The following is a 16,302-nucleotide window of genomic DNA, read 5'->3' on the forward strand; positions in this document are numbered from 1 at the left end:
GGCCATGCCCCCTACCACCCGGACCCGTCGCGGCGCCCTGCTTGTGGCCGCCGCCGCGGCGTCCGTCCTGCTGACCAGCGCCTGCTCCGGCGCCGCCGCGCCGAGCGGGGGTGACGCCGCGGCCGCGCCCGGCAAGGACGACAAGCTCACGATCACCGTGTACTCGAAGTTCACCGACCGCGAGTACGGCGTGGTGACGGCCGGCCTCAACAAGCTCAAGGCGAAATACCCGAACATCGAGATCAAGCACGAGGGCAACCAGGACGACGACAAGCTCACCCAGTCGATCCGCGGCGGGAACCCGCCCGACGTAGCGATTTCCTTCTACACCGACAACCTGGGCGCGTGGTGCTCCACCGGCAGCTTCCAGGACCTGAAGCCCTACATCGAGCGCGACAAGATCGACCTGAACCAGATCCCGGAAGCGGTCCGCAACTACACCGAGTACCAGGGCAAGCGGTGCGCGATGCCGATGCTCGCCGACGTGTACGGGATGTACTACAACACCGACATGTTCGCGTCGAAGGGCATCACCTCGCCGCCGAAGACGCTGTCGGAGTTGTTCGAGGACACCAAGAAGCTCACCGAGTTCAATCCGGACGGCTCGATCAAGGTCGCCGGTTTCCTGCCCTCGATGCCGTTCTACGCCAACCAGGCGCAGTACTGGGCGCAGTACTTCGGTGCCACGTTCCTGGGGCAGGACGGCAAGTCGGACCTCGCCACCAACCCGGGCTGGAAGGCGATGTTCGAGTTCCAGAAGCAGCTCATCGACTTCTACGGCGGCCACGACAAGGTCGAGAAGTTCAAGGCGGGCCTCGGCGACGAGTACTCCGCCGACCACGGCTTCCACAAGGGCAAGCTCGCCATGATCATGGACGGCGAGTTCCGCACCGCGTTCCTCAAGGACCAGGCACCCGAGGTCAAGTACCAGACCGCGCCGTTCCCGGTGCTCGACTCGATGGCCGACCACTACGGCGGCGGCTTCACCACCGGCACGATCATCGCGATCCCCAAGGGCGCCAAGAACCCCGGTGCCGCGTGGGAGCTGATCAAGCAGGTCACCCTGGACACCGACACCCTGGTGGACATGGCCAACGGCCTGAAGAACGTGCCCAGCACCAAGGCTTCGCTCACATCGCCGAAGCTGGACCTGCAGCCGCAGTTCAAGACGTTCCTCGACATCTACGACAGCGGCAAGCTGGTGGCCAACCAGACCACCCCGATCGGTGACGCGCACCTCAAGGCCGTCAACGACTTCGCGGAGAAGTGGCAGGCCGGTTCGGTACCCGACCTCGTGGCCGGCCTGAAGACGGTCGACGCGCAGGTCAACGACGAACTCAAGCAGAAGGGCGCGGGCGGATGACCTCCACCGCCCTGCCCCTGCACACCGACGGTTCCCCGTCCGCGCCGAGCAAGGCGCGGGCGGGGGCCCGCCGGGCCAAGCGCCGCCGGACCGTCTTCTTCTTCATGGCACCGGCGTTCCTCGGGTTCCTGATCTTCTTCGGCTACCCGCTGATCGCGACGGTCTACTACTCCTTCACCCGGTACGACCTGATCAACGCGCCGGTGTTCATCGGCTTCGACAACTACGTCCGGATGTTCACCACCGAGCCGCTGGTCGGCACGGCCGCGTACAACACGCTGTGGCTGGTGGTCATCCTGACGGTCTGCCGGGTGGTGTTCTCCCTCGGCGTCGCGTCGGTGATCTCGCGGCTCAAGTCCGGCGTCGGCCTGGTCCGGACGCTCTGCTACCTGCCGACGCTCGCCCCGCCCGCGGCGGCGACGCTGGCCTTCGTCTTCGTGTTCAACCCGGAGTTCGGCCCGGTCAACCGGTTCCTGCGGCTCGTCGGCATCGACGGCGGGCTGTGGTTCAACAGCCCGGAGATGTCGAAGCCCGCGCTGACGCTGCTGGCGCTGTGGGGTTCCGGCGAGCTGATGATCATCATCCTGGCCGCGCTGCTGGACGTCCCGACCGAGCAGTACGAGGCGGCGGAGCTCGACGGAGCCGGCCCGATCCGCCGGTTCTGGCACGTCACGCTGCCGTCGATCTCGCCGGTGCTGCTCTTCGGCGTGGTCAACTCGATCATCTACGCCCTGCAGTTCTTCACCCAGGCGATCGTGGCGGCGTCCGCGAGCGCGGGCACCGCCGACGTCGCCGGCAACTCGAAGCTCATCGGGGCACCGCAGAACTCGACGCTGACCTACCCGATCTGGCTCTACGTGCAGGGTTTCCGCTACTTCAACATGGGCTACGCGGCCGCGATGGCCGTGCTGCTGTTCATCGTGAGCGCGGCCTTCACCTGGATCTTGGTCCGCCAGCTGCGGAAGTCCCAGCACCAGGAGGAGGGCGCATGACCGCGTTGGCCGAAGCGCCGCAGCGCGAAGCGGGCGTACCGCCGAAGGTGAAGTTCAAGCGGCAGTGGGACAAGCGGCTGTCGTTCATCGCCCTGCACTCGGTCGGCATCGCCATGGGCGTGATCTTCATGCTGCCGATCCTGTTCGTCTTCCTCACTTCGGTGATGAAGAGCGACCAGGCCATGACTGCGAGCCTGTGGCCGACCGAATGGCACTTCGAGAACTTCGTCGAGGTGTTCCAGAAGGCGCCGCTGCTGTCGTACTTCGGCAACAGCCTGCTGTACTCGGCGGTGGCGACGGCGGGCGCGCTGCTTTCCGCGATCCCGGCCGCCTACGGGCTTTCGAAGCTGCGGTGGCGCGGGCAGAACCTGTTCTTCATGCTGACCGTGGCCGCGATGCTGCTGCCGCCGCAGGTCACCATCGTGCCGCTGTACGACCTGTGGGTGCGGATGGGCCTCACCGGCACGCTGGTTCCGCTGATCGTGCCGTACTTCTTCTTCGACGCGTTCTCGATCTTCCTGCTCCGCCAGTTCTTCCTCACCATTCCGAAGGACTACATCGAGGCGGCGAAGATCGACGGCTGCAACGAGTTCCAGGCGATGTACCGGGTGCTGATCCCGATGGCGAAGCCCGGGATCGCGGCCACCGCGATGTTCTGCTTCCTGTTCACCTGGAACGACTACTTCGGGCCGCTGCTCTACACCGGCGAAAACCGCGACCACTGGCCGCTTTCGCTGGCGATCGCCTCCTTCCGCGGCATGCACCACGTCGAGTGGAACCTGACGATGGCCGCCACGGCCCTCATCATGGCGCCGGTCATCGTGCTGTTCATCTTCGCCCAGAAGTCGTTCGTCAAGGGCATCACATTCACGGGAGTCAAGGGATGAAGCTGGCAGTCGTCGGTGGCGGGTCCACCTACACGCCGGAGCTGATCGACGGGATCGCCGGCCGCCGGTCCACTTTGGACGTCGACGAGATCGTGCTGGTCGACCCGGATGCCTACCGCGTCGAGGCCGTCGGCGGGTTCAGCCAACGTCTGCTGTCGCACGCCGGGCACCCGGCGCGGGTGCGGACCACGCAGTCGCTGGAAGAAGGCGTCGACGGCGCGTCCGCGGTGCTGATCCAGCTGCGGGTCGGCGGGCAGCGGGCGCGGCGCTCGGACGAGACGTTCCCGCACGCCTGCGGCTGCGTCGGGCAGGAGACGACCGGCGCGGGCGGCCTCGCGAAGGCGCTGCGCACGGTCCCGGTGGTGCTCGACATCGCCGACCGCGTGCGCAAGATCGCCGGCGACGACACGTGGATCGTCAACTTCACGAACCCGGTCGGCATCGTCACGCGCGCCCTGCTCAACGAAGGGCATCGCGCGGTCGGGCTGTGCAACGTCGCGATCAACCTGCAGCGCCAGTTCGGCAAGCTGCTCGGGGTGGGCGCGGACGACGTCCAGCTCGTCCACACCGGACTGAACCACCTGAGCTGGGAGCGCGGCGCGCTCGTCGACGGCGTCGACCGGCTGCCCGAACTGCTCGACCACCACTTGGACTACCTGTCCAACGAAGTCAGCGTGCCGGAGAAGTGGCTGCGGCGCATGAACGTCGTGCCGTCGTACTACCTGAAGTACTTCTACGCGCACGACGAGCAGGTCACCAAGCAGCGCACCGAGCGCCCGCGCGCCGACGTCGTGTCCGACGTCGAGGAAGAGCTGCTGAAGATCTACCTCGACCCGGAGCGGAACACGAAGCCGGAGTCGCTGGAGAAGCGCGGCGGGGCGTACTACTCCGAGGCCGCGGTGCAGCTGGTGCACGCGCTGACCGCGGGTGGACCGGCCGAGGAGCACGTGGTGAACGTCCGCAACGACGGCACGTTCCCGTTCCTGCCGGACGACGCCGTCATCGAGGCTAGGTCCACTGTGGACTCGAAGGGTGCGACCCCGATCGCGCAACCGGCGGTCGAGCCGAACTTCTCGGGCTTGATTTCGGCGACGACGGCGTACGAGTTCCTCGCGCTGGAGGCGGCGTTGAAGGGCGGCCGGGACCGCGTCGCGGACGCGCTGCTGGCGCACCCGCTGGTCGGCCAGTACTCGAAGGCCGACACGCTGGCCGATTCGCTGGTGCAGATCAACCGCGAGTACCTGCCCTGGGCGCGCGGATGAGGCCCGCTGTCATCGCGATCGACGGCGGCAACAGCAAGACCGAGGTCCTCGTGATCTCGGAAGACGGCGTCGTGCTGGGGAAGTCGCGCGGCCCCGGCGCGTCGCCGCAGAACGTCGGCGTCGCGGCGTGCGTCACGGCGCTGGAAGGCCTGGTCCTGGCGGCGTACCCGGACTTCGGCGAGAAGCCCTTCGCGGTCCACACGTCCGCGTACCTCGCCGGGCTGGACTTCCCGCGTGAAGAAGAAGCACTGCACGCGGCGCTGTCCGCGCGCGGCTGGAGCGACACCCTGACCGTCGGCAACGACACCCTCGCGCTGCTGCGGGCGGGCAGCGCGGGGGTGGGTGTCGCGGTGGTGTGCGGGGCCGGGATCAACGGCGCCGGCGTCGGCCCGGACGGCCGCGTCCACCGCTTTCCCGCGCTGGGCAAGATCTCCGGCGACTGGGGCGGCGGCTACCGGCTCGGCGAAGAGGCCCTGTGGTGGGCGGTCCGCGCCGAGGACGGCCGCGGCCCGCGGACCGCGCTGAGGCCGGCGGTGGCGGCGTACTTCGGGAAGCCGACGCTGCTGGACGTCGTGCAGGGCCTGCACTTCGAGGAGATCGACGCGGCCTCGATCCACGGCCTGTGCCCGCTGCTGTTCGAGGTGGCCGCGGCCGGTGACGAGGTCGCGCAGGACATCGTGACCCGGTTCGTCGAGGAGGTCAGCGTGTTCGCCGCGGTGATCCTGCGCGAGCTGGACCTGACCGGGGAGGCCCCGGAGATCGTCCTCGGCGGCGGCGTGCTGACCGGGATCGGCGCACCGGTGATCGCGGAGATCGAGAAGCGGTGCCTGAAGGTGGCGCCGCGCGCGGTGGTCCGCGTCGTCGACGTGAACCCCGTGGTCGGGGCGGCGTTGTTCGGACTCGACACGCTCGGTGCGCCGGAGGCCGCGAAGACGGCCTTGAAGGCGGCGACCCAGCGCGTCTGAAGACCCTGGCGGGACCTGTCTCGAAGCGGCGCGAGACAGGTCCCGCCAGACCCCTTACGGCGCCGGGACCAGGATCTCGCCGGTCTCCAGCAGCGACTTGAGGTCGGAGAGCACCCAGGCCCAGCCGCCGCCGGCGTTCTCGCCCGGCCCGGCGTCGACGTCTTCCAGCTGCCCGCTGACGAGCGCGGCGGTGTTCGGCGCGCCGGTGAGGTCGTGGGTGATGGTGAGTCTGGTCCCGGCGGTCTTGGTTTCTTCGATGTCGTAGGTGAGCGTCGTGTAGGGCTCGGCGGCGACTTCGGGACCCATCAGCAGTTTCCAGGTGATGACGAGCTTGCGTGGCGGGTCGACCTCGAGGATTTCGCCGTCGACCAGGTCACCGGTGAACCCGGCGTCGATGAACGCCTGCGTCGGGCGGGTCCGGTGCTTGCCGCCGGCCTCGAGGTCGAAGTCGGCGAGGCCGGTGTAGCCGTACTTCTGCGTCCACTCGGGCTTGGTGATGGCCTCCCAGATGCGCTCCGGGGTGGCCTTGATGTAGACGCGGTGGACTTGCACGGTGTTCGTCATGGGTCTTCGCCTTCCAGTTCGTTCTTGAGGTCGAGCAGCGCGGTGACCTGGCGCTCGGTGTACTTGTCGATCCACCGGTCGTGGATCTGCCGGATCGGCACCGGGTTGAGGAAGTGCCGCTTCTCGCGGCCGTCCTTCCGCGTGACGACGAGTCCGGCTTCTTCCAGCAGCTTCAGGTGCTTCATGACGCCGAAGCGGGTCATCTCGACCTGGGTCTCCAGCTCGGTGAGCGTGCGGCCGTCACGCTCGAAGAGCAGGTCGAGCAGGAACCGGCGGGTCGGATCCGCCAGCGCCTTGAACACCAGGTCGTCGTGCACGCCCTCAAGATAGGTGACCAAAAGGTCACATGTCAACGCCGCACTTTCACGTGAAAGTGATCTGGAGGCTCCTCCGGATCACTTTCACGTGAAAGTGCGGCTTAGACCAGGAGTGACAGCGGCAGGATCAGGGCGATCGCGACCACCGAGATCAGGGTCTCCATCACCGACCAGCTCTTCAGGGTCTGGCCCACTGAGAGGCCGAAGTACTCCTTGACCAGCCAGAACCCGGCGTCGTTGACGTGCGAGAAGAACAGCGAACCGGCGCCGATCGCCAGGACCAGCAGCGCGCTCTGCGACGGGTCCATCCCCGCCGCCAGCGGGGCCACGATGCCCGCCGCCGAGACCGTCGCCACCGTGGCCGAGCCGGTGGCCAGGCGGATCGCCACCGCCACCAGCCAGCCGAGCAGGAGCGGGGAGAGGTTCGCGTCCTTGGCCAGGCCGGTGATGACGTCGCCGACGCCGGCGTCGACCAGGGTCTGCTTGAAGCCGCCGCCCGCGCCGACGATGAGGATGATGCCCGCGATCGGGCCGAGCGAGTCACCGACCACAGTGGACAGCTTGTCCCGGCCCAGCCCGGCCGGGCGCCCGAGCAGCACCATGCCGACCAGGACCGCCGCGAGCAGCGCGATCAGCGGGTCGCCGACGAAGTCCAGGATCTTGCGGGCCTGGCTGTCCTTGGCCAGCAGGATGTCGGAGAGCGCTTTCGCCAGCATGAGCACGACGGGCAGCAGCACCGTCGTGAGCGTGGCGGCGAAGCTCGGGCGCGGCTTGTCCGTCTCGGCGCGCTCCGGGACGAGCCGCTCGGGGGCGACGGCGTCCGGCACCAGCCGTGCGGCGAGGCGGCCGAACAGCGGGCCCGCGACGACCAGCGTCGGGATGCCGACGAGCAGGCCGAACGCCAGTGTGATCCCGACGTTCGCGTTCAGCGCGCCCGCCGCGGCGAGCGGACCCGGGTGCGGCGGGACGAGCCCGTGCAGCACCGAAAGCCCGGCCACCGCCGGAATCCCCAGCAGCATCAACGGTTTCCCGGTGCGCTTGACCGCCAGCAGCACCACCGGGATCAGCATGACGAGGCCGATCTCGAAGAACATCGGCAGCCCGATCAGCGCGGCGACGAGCGCCATCGCCCACGGCAGGCTCTTGTCGCGGGCCTTGCCGAGCACGGTGTCGACGATCTGGTCGGCGCCGCCCGAATCGGCCAGCAGCTTGCCGAGCATCGCGCCGAGGGCGATCAGGATGCCGACCGACGCGACCGTGCTGCCGACGCCGTTCGTGAAGCTCTTGAGCAGCTTGTCGACCGGCATCCCGGCGGTCAGCCCGAGCACGAGCGAACCGAGCACCAGCGACAGGAACGGGTGCAGCTTCACCTTGGTGATCAGCACGACGATGACGGCGATCGCGACGACGGTCGCGATGATCAGGCGGGAGTCGTGGCCGGTCCAGGCGGCGGCGAGGGTGGTCATGAGCGCTCCCGGAAGGCGGTGAGGGCGGCGGCGGTGATGTCCGCGGGCGTGTCGCGGATGTCGAAGATCGCGCCGGGCTCGTCCGGCTCGAGCGCTTCGAGGTCGGCGAGCTGGGAGTCCAGCAGCGACACCGGCATGAAGTGGCCCGAGCGCGACTTCATGCGCTCGGCGAGGATCTCGCGATCGCCGTGCAGGTGGGCGAACCAGACGTTCCCGCCGGTCCGCAGGACGTCGCGGTACCGGCGCTTGAGCGCGGACGACGTCACGACGCCGCCGGCGGCCTGGTGCTCGCGGATCCAGTCGGCGATGGCCTCGAGCCAGGGGGCGCGGTCCTCGTCGGTCAACGGGTGCCCCGCGGTCATCTTGTCGATGTTGGCCTTCGGATGGAACGAGTCCGCTTCGGCGTACTCGACGTCCAGCGCGCCGGCCAGCGCCGTGCCGATCGTCGTCTTGCCGGAGCCCGACACCCCCATCACCACGATGACGGTCATCCGCACCTCCCACTTCGTTGTGCCCAGGTGAGTCAAACTCAAAAGTACTACTTATTCAAGATGAAGTACTACTTAATCGAGTCAGACGGCTAGGTTGGGCGCTGTGAGGCACGAGCAGGTACTGGACGCGCTGGGTGCGGCGATCGCGAACGGGACGCTGCCACCGGGCACCGTGGTGCGCTCCGAAGAGCTGCAAGAGCGCTTCGGCGCCTCGCGGACAGTGGCCCGCGAAGTCGTCCGGGTGCTGGAGACGATGCGGCTGACCAGCAGCAAGCGGCGGGTCGGGGTGATCGTGCGCGAGCCGGCGGAGTGGAACCACTACGACCCGCGCCTGATCCGCTGGCAGCTCGACGGCCCGGCCCGCCCGGCGGCGCTCGCCACCCTGAACGAGCTCCGCTCGGCGATCGAACCCTGCGCGGCGCGCTACGCGGCCCTGCGCGCGACGCCGGAGGAGCGCGGCCGGCTCGGCGCGCTGGGGGAGCGGCTGGCGCGCACGGCCCGCGCCCGCGACCTCCCGACGTTCCTCGAGTTCGACATCGCGTTCCACGACCTGCTGCTCAGCTCGTCGCGCAACCCGATGTTCGCGCAGCTGTCCGAGGTCGTCGCGGAGGTGCTCACCGGCCGGACCGGGCACGGCCTGATGCCCCCGGAACCGCAGCCCGAGGCGGTGGCGCTGCACCTGGAGGTGGCCGCGGCGGTGGCGGCCGGGGAGGCGGACCGGGCCGAGCGGGCGATGCGGGACATCGTCGTCCAGGCGCGCGAGGAGATCGCGGCGCTGGTCGAGTAGTGCTGAAGGGGACTTTCCCGGCATCTGACGCGGGCAACGTCCCCTTCAGCTCGGCCCGGGCACGCGGTGAGGCGGGTTCCGGGGTCGAGTAACCTCCTCGGGAACTGCAGTTTTCTTCCGCCGGGGGGCACGGGTGAGCGCGGCGCGCGCGATCGGACTGGTGTTGGGTGTGGCGGCCGACGGCGCCCTCGGCGACCCCCGCCGCCGTCCGCCGGTGACGGCGTTCCGCAGGCTGACGCCCGGCCGCGGTGCCCTCGTCGCGGGCGCCGCGGTGGTGGGCGGGGTGCTCCTGGAGCGGGCCGGCCGCGGCCGGCCCCTGGTCCAGGCCTCGGCGACGGCGGTCACCACGTGGGCGGTCCTCGGCGCGGCCGGCCTGGCGCTGCAAGGCACGGAGCTGGCCCGCGACCTCGAGGAGTGCCGCTTCGAGCCGGCGCGCACCACACTGTCCGAATTGGACCCGCGGGTGGCCGACGGCCTCGGCCCGATCGCGCTGTCCCGGGCCTCGGTGGAGACGCTGGCCGAGAACACGTCCGACGCGGTGGTCGCCCCGCTGGTGTGGGGCGCGCTGGCGGGCGTCCCGGGCCTGGCCGGCGCCCGCGCGGTGAGCCTGCTGCGCCGCGCCCGCGTCGGCCGCCGCGGCCACTGGGCGATCGACCGGCTCGACGAACTCGTCCACCTGGTCCCGACCCGCGTGGCGGCGGCACTGACGGTCCTGGCGGCCCCGGTGGTCGGCGGCTCGGCGGGCGGCGCGTGGCGCGCGTGGCGCCGCGACACGATCGCCCACCCGAGCCCGAACGCGGGCCGGGTCGAGGCGGCGTTCGCGGGCGCACTGGAGATCCGCGTCGGCGGCCGCACGGTGTACCCGCACGGGGTGGCCGAGCTGCCGGTGCTGGGGGTCGGGCGGAATCCCGACGCGGGGCACGTGACACGGGCGGTGGAGCTGTCCCGGGTCGTCGGCTGGCTGGCGGCGGTGACCTCGGTGCTACTGGCCGCGGTGGCCGGTTTCCGGCGCCGGTCGCGCTGATCCCCGTAACTCCTCCGCGTATCGACGGGTGTAGACGCTCGCCGAAAACCGGGAGGAATCCGTGCGGTACCAGCACATCGCGGCCGGCGTGGCCGCCGCGAGCCTGCTCACCCTCGTCGTGACCGGGAACGCCGAGGCCAAGGGGCGGCGCTGCGGCCCCACCTACGAGGCCGACGACGTCGGCACCCTGGGCACCTCGTGGACGCTGAAGTCCAAGCACGACGACGACGGCCCGGGCGGGTCCTTCGTCGTCGGCGAGGAGTTCGAGATCCACACGAACGTCGCCGGGCAGGTCTGGACGATCACCTTCGCCGACAACGGCCGGGTCTTCTTCACCGGCGACGACGTTTCGACGACCACCGGCATCCGGGAGCAGCACCCGACCGCCAACCAGCCGGGCACCGTCCAGCACATGACCGTGCACGCGGTGAACCACACCACCGGCGAGACCATCGACGGCGACCTGGCCGTGCAACCGGTCCCGGCCTGCGGCGGCTGACCGTGAGCCGCGGCTGGGGATCGTTCCTCAGCCGCGGCGGCGCAGCTGCGCCAACGCCTCCGCGTCGAGGCGCCCGTCCCGCTCCGCCAGCCGGGACCCGATCCGCTCCCGGTCCTCGGCCGTCTTGTTGCCGCCGAACTTGAACTTCGCCCGGACGCCCGTGATCGTGAACTCGATCCCGCGGATCCCCGGCAGCAGCCGCTTGTCCGGCGCCTCCGCGGCGCTCACCGGCGCCCGTGCGCCGTCGGGTTCGAAGTGCCGCAGCTGCTTGTCCAGCAGCGCCGCCTTCGCCACCGGGTCGTCAACCAGCCGTACGTCGCCCTCGAGCTGCACGGTCGCGTAGTACGACGTCGGCACGCCGTGCGCCGGGTCCGCGGTCGTGTTCCAGTCCGCGCGGATGTAGGTGTAGTCGTCGACCACCGTCAGCAGTGCGCGCGGGTGCTCCTCCAGCAGCGGCCAGATCGGGTTGGGCCGGGCCAGGTGCGTGACGACCGTCCGGTCGCCGTCGAACGCGAAGTGCGCCGGGGTCACCACCGGCAGGTCGCGGCCGGTGCCGCCGGCGATCAGCTGGCCGAAGTCGTGCGAGGACAGCCACTCCCGCCATTCGGAGTCGTCGGCGGCGTCCCACGGGTGGATCAGCATGCCCGCAGTGTCACCCGGCCAAGTGGCCGCATCGAAGGGCCATTTCCGGCCTATTTCTGATGGCCACTTTCGGCGAGCTCGTCTTCGGCGAGGATCTCCGCCACCGACTTGCGGCGCGTCTTCTCCGGCGACGACGCGTCGAGCGCGCCGCCCGGCTTCAGCTCCCGCACGGTGAAGTACAGCCAGCCGAGCAGCGCCATCGCGCCGAACGCGATCCACTGCAGCGCGTACGACAGGAACGGCCCCGAATCCGTCTGCGGCAGCGGCAGCGCGCCGAGCACGCCGGGCTGGCCGGTGTCGAGCTGGAAGTAGCCCGGCCGGATGTCGAGCTGCCCGGCCCGCGCGACGACCCGCGAATCGACGACGTAGCTCTGCAGCCGCCCGCCGGTCGAGGCGTCGGCGAACGCGTCGCGGTTCTTCGGGTCCGTTTCGTCGGCGCGCGCCCGCGCGGTCACCGTCACGATGCCGGGCGGGGGCGGCGCGAACGGCAGCACGCCGGACTTGCTGTCGAGCCGGACGTAGCCGCGGTCGACGAGCACGACCGTGCCGTCGGTGGTCTGCAGCGGCGTCAGCACCTCGAAGGCACCCTCGCCCTGGACCGTCCGCAGCCGCGCGACGACCTCCTTGTCCGGCAGGTACCGGCCGGTGATCGAGACGAGGTGCCATTCGGTCCGCGGGCCGACCGCGCTCCCCGGCGGCAGCAGCTGGGCCAGCGGCACCGGCGCGGCCGTGAACGACGTCTCGAGCGCGGAGTTCTGCTGCTCGCGCTCGGTGTTGCGGCTGAACTGCCACGGTGAGAGCAGCGTGAAGCAGCAGATGGCGAAGGTGAAGACCACCGCCGTCAGAGCCAGCCACCCGGGCTTGAGCAGGAACCGCAACCGCACCCCACCACGGTAGGCCGTGCCCGCCCCCGGTTGCCCGCCGACCTCCGCCACCTGTGATTCCTACCCCCGCGAACGCACCCAATCGAGCAAACCGGGCACCGTGCGTTCGACCATGCCGAGCACGTCCTCGAAGCCGTCGTCGCCGCCGTAGTAGGGGTCCGGGACCTCGGCACCCTCGGGAGCCGACGGGTCGAACGACCGCAGCAGCCGCACCTTCCCCGGATCATCGACCCGCGAGCGCAGGAACTCGGCATGCCCTTCGTCGGCGGCCAGCAGCAGATCGGCGGCGAGGTCTTCGCCCGACACCTCGGACGCCACGTGCGCGGTCGGGTAACCGTGCGCCTTCAGCGTCGCCCGCGCCCGCTTGTCGGCAGGCTCCCCGGCATGCCACGGCCCGGTACCGGCACTGGTGACGCGGACGGCGTCGCCGAGGCCCGCCTCTTCCAGCTTGGCCCGGAACACCAGCTCGGCCATCGGGGAGCGGCAGATGTTGCCGGAGCAGACGAAGACGATGTGGGTCACGTCCGCGAGCGTAACCGGCCGGTTCACCCGGTCACCCGCTCGCTCGGCGGTACCCGTGGCCCGCGATCGGCACTTAGCGTGATCACGCGAGGACGCGAACCGGAAGGAAAGCGATCATGCACGGATGCTGCTCGAAGTGCACCGGTCAGGGTTGCGGCTGCTGCGGCAACTGCAACTGACGCTCCACCCGGCGCTCACGGCGGCGGCGGTCAGACGCCGCCGGGGCGCTGTTCTCGATCCGCGCACGTAGCCGCGGTCGCCGTGCCGAGTGCGCGGGTGTGCAGCGCGTCGAAGTGGTGGACGACGTCCGCCACGGCCGCCGACACCAGTTGGCGGGCCGGGCAGATGCGGGTCGCGCGGATGGTCGAAGTCGCCGCCAGCTCGGTCAGCAGGTCCGTGTTCAACCGGTCGATCACCGGGCGGAGGAGTGCGAGGTCGGGCCTCGGGGACGGGATCTCCGCCGGGTGCGCGGCCCAGCGCTCGTACAGCCCGCGCTGCACCAGCTTGTTCGCCTCGATCTGCGCGCGGAAGAACCGCACCGCGTCCGCCTGGGCGAGGCCGAGGTCCGGGGCCCGTGCCGCCACCGAGTCGTAGATCTGCTGCTCGCGCACCGGGTCGTCGATCGGCGACGGCGTGCCGTACTTCGCCGCGGCCACCCGGTCGGCGATTTCCACGCGCCGCGCGGCGAGATCGGTGAGCCGCCAGAGGCCGGGCGCCGAAGCCGAGGCCGGCGCCGTCACCAGGAAGAGACCGGACACCACCGCGAAGAGCACCGCCAGTACCCGCATGGCCCGCGAACGTACATGCGAAGATCCCCGGATGCCCGCACTCTCCGAAATCATCACCGTGCTGGAGCAGGCCTACCCGCCCGCGCTCGCCGAGTCGTGGGACGCCGTCGGCCTCGTCTGCGGCGACCCCGCCGAGCCCGTCACACGCGTGCTCTTCTGCGTCGACCCCGTCGCCGAGACCGTCGACGAAGCCGCGGAGCTCGGCGCGCAGCTGATCGTCGCGCACCACCCGCTGCTCCTGCGCGGCGTGCACGGCGTCCCGGCCGACACCGCCAAGGGCGCGCTCGTGCACCGGATGATCCGCGCGGGCATCGCCCTCTACTGCGCCCACACCAACGCCGACTCGGCCGACCCCGGCGTCTCCGACGCGCTCGCGCGGGCGATCGGGCTGCGCGTCACCGGCCCGCTGGCGCCCAACGCCGACGGCGTCACCGGCATCGGCCGCGTCGGCGAGCTGCCCGAGCCGGAGCCGTTCGGGGTCTTCGTCCAGCGCGTCGCCGACGCCCTGCCGGGGACCGTGCCCGGCGTGCTCGGCGCGGGCGACGAGGACCGCGCGATCCGCACCGTCGCCGTGTCCGGCGGGGCCGGGGACTCCTACCTGAAGCAGGCCACCGCGGCCGGCGTCGACGCCTACGTCACCGCCGACCTGCGGCATCACCCCGCCGGCGAGCACCTCGCCGGGGCGCACCCGGTGCCCGCGCTGGTCGGGCTGACCCACTGGGCCAGCGAATGGCCGTGGTGCGGGCAAGCCTCGGCGGTCGTGGCGCAGGCGTTTGCGGGTAACGTCGACGTTCACGTCTCCACGCGGCGCACCGACCCGTGGAACGTCCGCGCCGAGCGCACATCGAATCAAGAGGGAGCACCGTGAAGGCCGAACCCGCCGTGCAGCGCCAGTTGCTCGAGCTCGCCAAGGTGGACGCCGAGCTCTCGCGCACCGCACACCGCCGCCGCACCCTGCCGGAGCTGGCCGAGATCGACGCGGGGGAGAAGACCGCCCGCGAGCGCCGCGACGCGCTCGTCTCGGTGGAGACCGCCGCCTCCGACCTCGACCGCGAGATCGCCCGGCAGGAGAAGGAGATCGAATCGGTGCGCGCCCGCGAGGACCGCGACCGCAAGCTCCTCGCGTCCGGCTCGGTCAACTCGAAGCAGATGACCGACATCGAGCACGAGCTCCAGTCGCTGGAGCGGCGCCAGCGCGCGCTGGAGGACGACCTGCTGGAACTGATGGAGCAGCGCGAGGCCCTCGGCATGGACGCGCAGCGCACCGGCGCCGAGGTCGACAAGGCCGAAGCCGAGGTCGTCGCCGCGACCGCCCGCCGCGACGAGGCGTTCAAGGACCTCGACACCACTCGCGCGCGTCGCGAAGAAGACCGCGAGAAGCTGCTGCCGCGCTTCCCGGAGCCCCTGCTCAAGCTGTACGAGCGGGTCCGCGAGCACAAGGGCATCGGCGCGGCGCTGCTGCGCGCCCGCCGCTGCGGCGCCTGCCAGCTGGAGCTGGACCGCAACACCGTCAACGAGATCAAGGGCGCGCCGGAAGACGACGTCATCCAGTGCGAGAACTGCGGCGCGATCCTGGTCCGGACCGTGGAGTCGGGTCTGTGACGTCGCACGTGATCGTCGAAGCCGACGGTGGTTCCCGGGGCAACCCCGGGCCCGCCGGCTACGGCGCGGTCGTCAAGGACGCCGACGGCGGAGTGCTCGCTGAGCGCAAGGAGGGCCTCGGCGTCGTCACCAACAACGTCGCCGAGTACCGCGGGCTGATCGCCGGGCTCGCCGCCGCGGCCGAGCTCGGGGCGTCCACTGTGGACGTCCGGATGGACTCGAAGCTCGTGGTGGAGCAGATGTCCGGGCGCTGGAAGATCAAGCACCCGGACATGCAGCCGCTCGCCGAACAGGCCAAGGAGCTGGCCGCCGGCTTCACCCGCGTCAAGTACGAGTGGATCCCGCGCGCGCAGAACTCCCACGCCGACCGCCTGGCCAACGAGGCCATGGACGAGGCGACCGGCAAGCCGGCCGCGGGGAAGCCCGCCAGCCCGCCGAAGCTGCCGACCCGGAAGCCCGACCGCGCGACGGTGGCCTGGACCGGCGCGAAGGGCACCCCGACCCGGCTGCTCCTGCTGCGCCACGGCCAGACGGAGATGTCGGCGCTGCGCCGCTACTCCGGCCGCGGCGACGTCCCGCTCACCGAGCTGGGCCGCGCGCAGGCCGCCGCGGCGGCGAAGCGGCTGGCCGCGATGGACGGCCTGGTCGTCGACGGCGAGGCCGTTCCGATCATCTCGTCCCCGCTGACCCGCACGAAGCAGACCGCGCAGGCCGTCGCCGACGCGCTCGGCGGCCGCGTCGAGACCCACCCCGGGCTCATCGAGACCGACTTCGGCGACTGGGAAGGGCTGACGTTCGCCGAAGCGGCCGACCGCGACCCCGAGCTGCACGGTTCGTGGCTGGGCGACAGCTCGGTGCCGCCCCCGGGCGGGGAGAGCTTCGACGTCGTCCACCGGCGCGTCCGCAAGGCCCGCGACGAGCTGATCGCCGAGTACGGCGGCCGGACGTTGCTGCTGGTCAGCCACGTGACGCCGATCAAGACGCTGCTGCGGATGGGCCTCGACGCCGGCCCGCAGCTGCTGTTCCGGCTGCACCTCGACCTGGCGTCGCTGTCGATCGTCGAGTTCTACCCGGACGGCAACGCGTCGGTCCGCCTGGTCAACGACACCTCGCACCTGTCCTGACCGGTCGAATGTGGGGTGGATCACGCTCAATGCCGACGCGTGGCCGACCCCCGATGGGGTATTGGCTACAGTGTCTCGACCGCGTCGCCGCGGTGGCGGGTCGGCGGATCGACCCACTTCAGG

At 70.7% G+C, this 16,302-nt stretch carries 19 protein-coding genes; 11 read left to right on the top strand and 8 right to left on the bottom strand.

The features are described from left to right. Nucleotides 1-4 precede the first annotated feature (4 nt). Genes AB5J73_RS18075 through AB5J73_RS18095 form a run of 5 tightly spaced genes read left to right on the top strand, consistent with a single transcriptional unit; the run spans nt 5 to nt 5,469 of the window. Nucleotides 5-1,363 (top strand): extracellular solute-binding protein, encoded by a 1,359-nt coding sequence (locus AB5J73_RS18075; RefSeq protein ID WP_370970838.1) that lies wholly within the window; start codon nt 5-7, stop codon nt 1,361-1,363. Continuing rightward, nucleotides 1,360-2,355: a carbohydrate ABC transporter permease gene (locus AB5J73_RS18080; RefSeq protein WP_370970839.1), complete on the top strand. Its 996-nt coding sequence runs from the start codon at nt 1,360-1,362 to the stop codon at nt 2,353-2,355. The genes AB5J73_RS18075 and AB5J73_RS18080 overlap by 4 nt, the downstream gene beginning before the upstream one ends. Beyond that, nucleotides 2,352-3,242: a carbohydrate ABC transporter permease gene (locus AB5J73_RS18085; RefSeq protein ID WP_125307030.1), complete on the top strand. Its 891-nt coding sequence runs from the start codon at nt 2,352-2,354 to the stop codon at nt 3,240-3,242. The genes AB5J73_RS18080 and AB5J73_RS18085 overlap by 4 nt, the downstream gene beginning before the upstream one ends. Continuing rightward, nucleotides 3,239-4,504, top strand: coding sequence for a 6-phospho-beta-glucosidase (locus AB5J73_RS18090; RefSeq protein WP_370970840.1), 1,266 nt, complete (start codon nt 3,239-3,241; stop codon nt 4,502-4,504). The genes AB5J73_RS18085 and AB5J73_RS18090 overlap by 4 nt, the downstream gene beginning before the upstream one ends. Beyond that, the gene (locus AB5J73_RS18095) at nt 4,501-5,469 is read left to right on the top strand and encodes an N-acetylglucosamine kinase (protein WP_370970841.1); all 969 of its coding nucleotides are present in this window, start codon (nt 4,501-4,503) and stop codon (nt 5,467-5,469) included. The genes AB5J73_RS18090 and AB5J73_RS18095 overlap by 4 nt, the downstream gene beginning before the upstream one ends. Nucleotides 5,470-5,523: 54 nt before the next feature. Here the strand turns inward: AB5J73_RS18095 and AB5J73_RS18100 are convergent, their stop codons facing one another. From AB5J73_RS18100 to AB5J73_RS18115, 4 genes are all read right to left on the bottom strand, one after another. Continuing rightward, on the bottom strand, nt 5,524-6,033 hold the full coding sequence (locus AB5J73_RS18100; RefSeq protein ID WP_370970842.1) for an SRPBCC domain-containing protein: 510 nt from the start codon (nt 6,031-6,033) through the stop codon (nt 5,524-5,526). Further along, nucleotides 6,030-6,350, bottom strand: coding sequence for an ArsR/SmtB family transcription factor (locus tag AB5J73_RS18105; RefSeq protein WP_370970843.1), 321 nt, complete (start codon nt 6,348-6,350; stop codon nt 6,030-6,032). The genes AB5J73_RS18100 and AB5J73_RS18105 overlap by 4 nt, the downstream gene beginning before the upstream one ends. A gap of 101 nt (nt 6,351-6,451) precedes the next feature. After that, on the bottom strand, nt 6,452-7,816 hold the full coding sequence (locus tag AB5J73_RS18110) for a gluconate:H+ symporter (RefSeq protein ID WP_370970844.1): 1,365 nt from the start codon (nt 7,814-7,816) through the stop codon (nt 6,452-6,454). After that, a complete protein-coding gene (locus AB5J73_RS18115; protein ID WP_370970845.1) occupies nt 7,813-8,307 on the bottom strand; it encodes a gluconokinase in 495 nt (164 codons plus the stop codon). The genes AB5J73_RS18110 and AB5J73_RS18115 overlap by 4 nt, the downstream gene beginning before the upstream one ends. A 103-nt stretch (nt 8,308-8,410) precedes the next feature. Here AB5J73_RS18115 and AB5J73_RS18120 point away from each other — a divergent pair, with 103 nt between their 5' ends. From AB5J73_RS18120 to AB5J73_RS18130, 3 genes are all read left to right on the top strand, one after another. Beyond that, complete coding sequence (locus tag AB5J73_RS18120) at nt 8,411-9,094, top strand: FadR/GntR family transcriptional regulator (protein ID WP_370970846.1); 684 nt, start codon at nt 8,411-8,413, stop codon at nt 9,092-9,094. A 133-nt stretch (nt 9,095-9,227) separates the two neighbouring features. Further along, nucleotides 9,228-10,118 (top strand): cobalamin biosynthesis protein, encoded by an 891-nt coding sequence (locus tag AB5J73_RS18125; protein WP_370970847.1) that lies wholly within the window; start codon nt 9,228-9,230, stop codon nt 10,116-10,118. Nucleotides 10,119-10,179: 61 nt separating this feature from the next. Continuing rightward, nucleotides 10,180-10,617 (top strand): hypothetical protein, encoded by a 438-nt coding sequence (locus AB5J73_RS18130; RefSeq protein WP_370970848.1) that lies wholly within the window; start codon nt 10,180-10,182, stop codon nt 10,615-10,617. Nucleotides 10,618-10,644: 27 nt separating this feature from the next. Here AB5J73_RS18130 and AB5J73_RS18135 read toward each other — a convergent pair whose 3' ends face one another. The 4 genes from AB5J73_RS18135 to aroQ all read right to left on the bottom strand — a co-directional run bounded on the left by AB5J73_RS18135 (nt 10,645) and on the right by aroQ (nt 13,453). After that, nucleotides 10,645-11,259, bottom strand: a complete 615-nt coding sequence (locus AB5J73_RS18135; RefSeq protein WP_370970849.1) for an FMN-binding negative transcriptional regulator — start codon at nt 11,257-11,259, stop codon at nt 10,645-10,647. A 50-nt stretch (nt 11,260-11,309) separates the two neighbouring features. Further along, on the bottom strand, nt 11,310-12,143 hold the full coding sequence (locus tag AB5J73_RS18140) for an SURF1 family protein (RefSeq protein WP_370970850.1): 834 nt from the start codon (nt 12,141-12,143) through the stop codon (nt 11,310-11,312). A 60-nt stretch (nt 12,144-12,203) separates the two neighbouring features. Further along, nucleotides 12,204-12,665, bottom strand: coding sequence for a low molecular weight protein-tyrosine-phosphatase (locus AB5J73_RS18145; RefSeq protein WP_370970851.1), 462 nt, complete (start codon nt 12,663-12,665; stop codon nt 12,204-12,206). Between the two features lie 209 nt (nt 12,666-12,874). Continuing rightward, nucleotides 12,875-13,453, bottom strand: coding sequence for a gamma subclass chorismate mutase AroQ (gene aroQ / locus AB5J73_RS18150; RefSeq protein ID WP_370970852.1), 579 nt, complete (start codon nt 13,451-13,453; stop codon nt 12,875-12,877). A gap of 31 nt (nt 13,454-13,484) precedes the next feature. Here aroQ and AB5J73_RS18155 point away from each other — a divergent pair, with 31 nt between their 5' ends. Genes AB5J73_RS18155 through AB5J73_RS18165 form a run of 3 tightly spaced genes read left to right on the top strand, consistent with a single transcriptional unit; the run spans nt 13,485 to nt 16,179 of the window. Continuing rightward, nucleotides 13,485-14,321: a Nif3-like dinuclear metal center hexameric protein gene (locus tag AB5J73_RS18155; RefSeq protein WP_370970853.1), complete on the top strand. Its 837-nt coding sequence runs from the start codon at nt 13,485-13,487 to the stop codon at nt 14,319-14,321. Further along, on the top strand, nt 14,318-15,055 hold the full coding sequence (locus AB5J73_RS18160) for a zinc ribbon domain-containing protein (RefSeq protein ID WP_370970854.1): 738 nt from the start codon (nt 14,318-14,320) through the stop codon (nt 15,053-15,055). The genes AB5J73_RS18155 and AB5J73_RS18160 overlap by 4 nt, the downstream gene beginning before the upstream one ends. Further along, a complete protein-coding gene (locus tag AB5J73_RS18165; protein WP_370970855.1) occupies nt 15,052-16,179 on the top strand; it encodes a bifunctional RNase H/acid phosphatase in 1,128 nt (375 codons plus the stop codon). The genes AB5J73_RS18160 and AB5J73_RS18165 overlap by 4 nt, the downstream gene beginning before the upstream one ends. Nucleotides 16,180-16,302 lie beyond the last annotated feature (123 nt).

Source organism: Amycolatopsis sp. cg9, from assembly GCF_041346945.1.
GTDB lineage: Bacteria > Actinomycetota > Actinomycetes > Mycobacteriales > Pseudonocardiaceae > Amycolatopsis.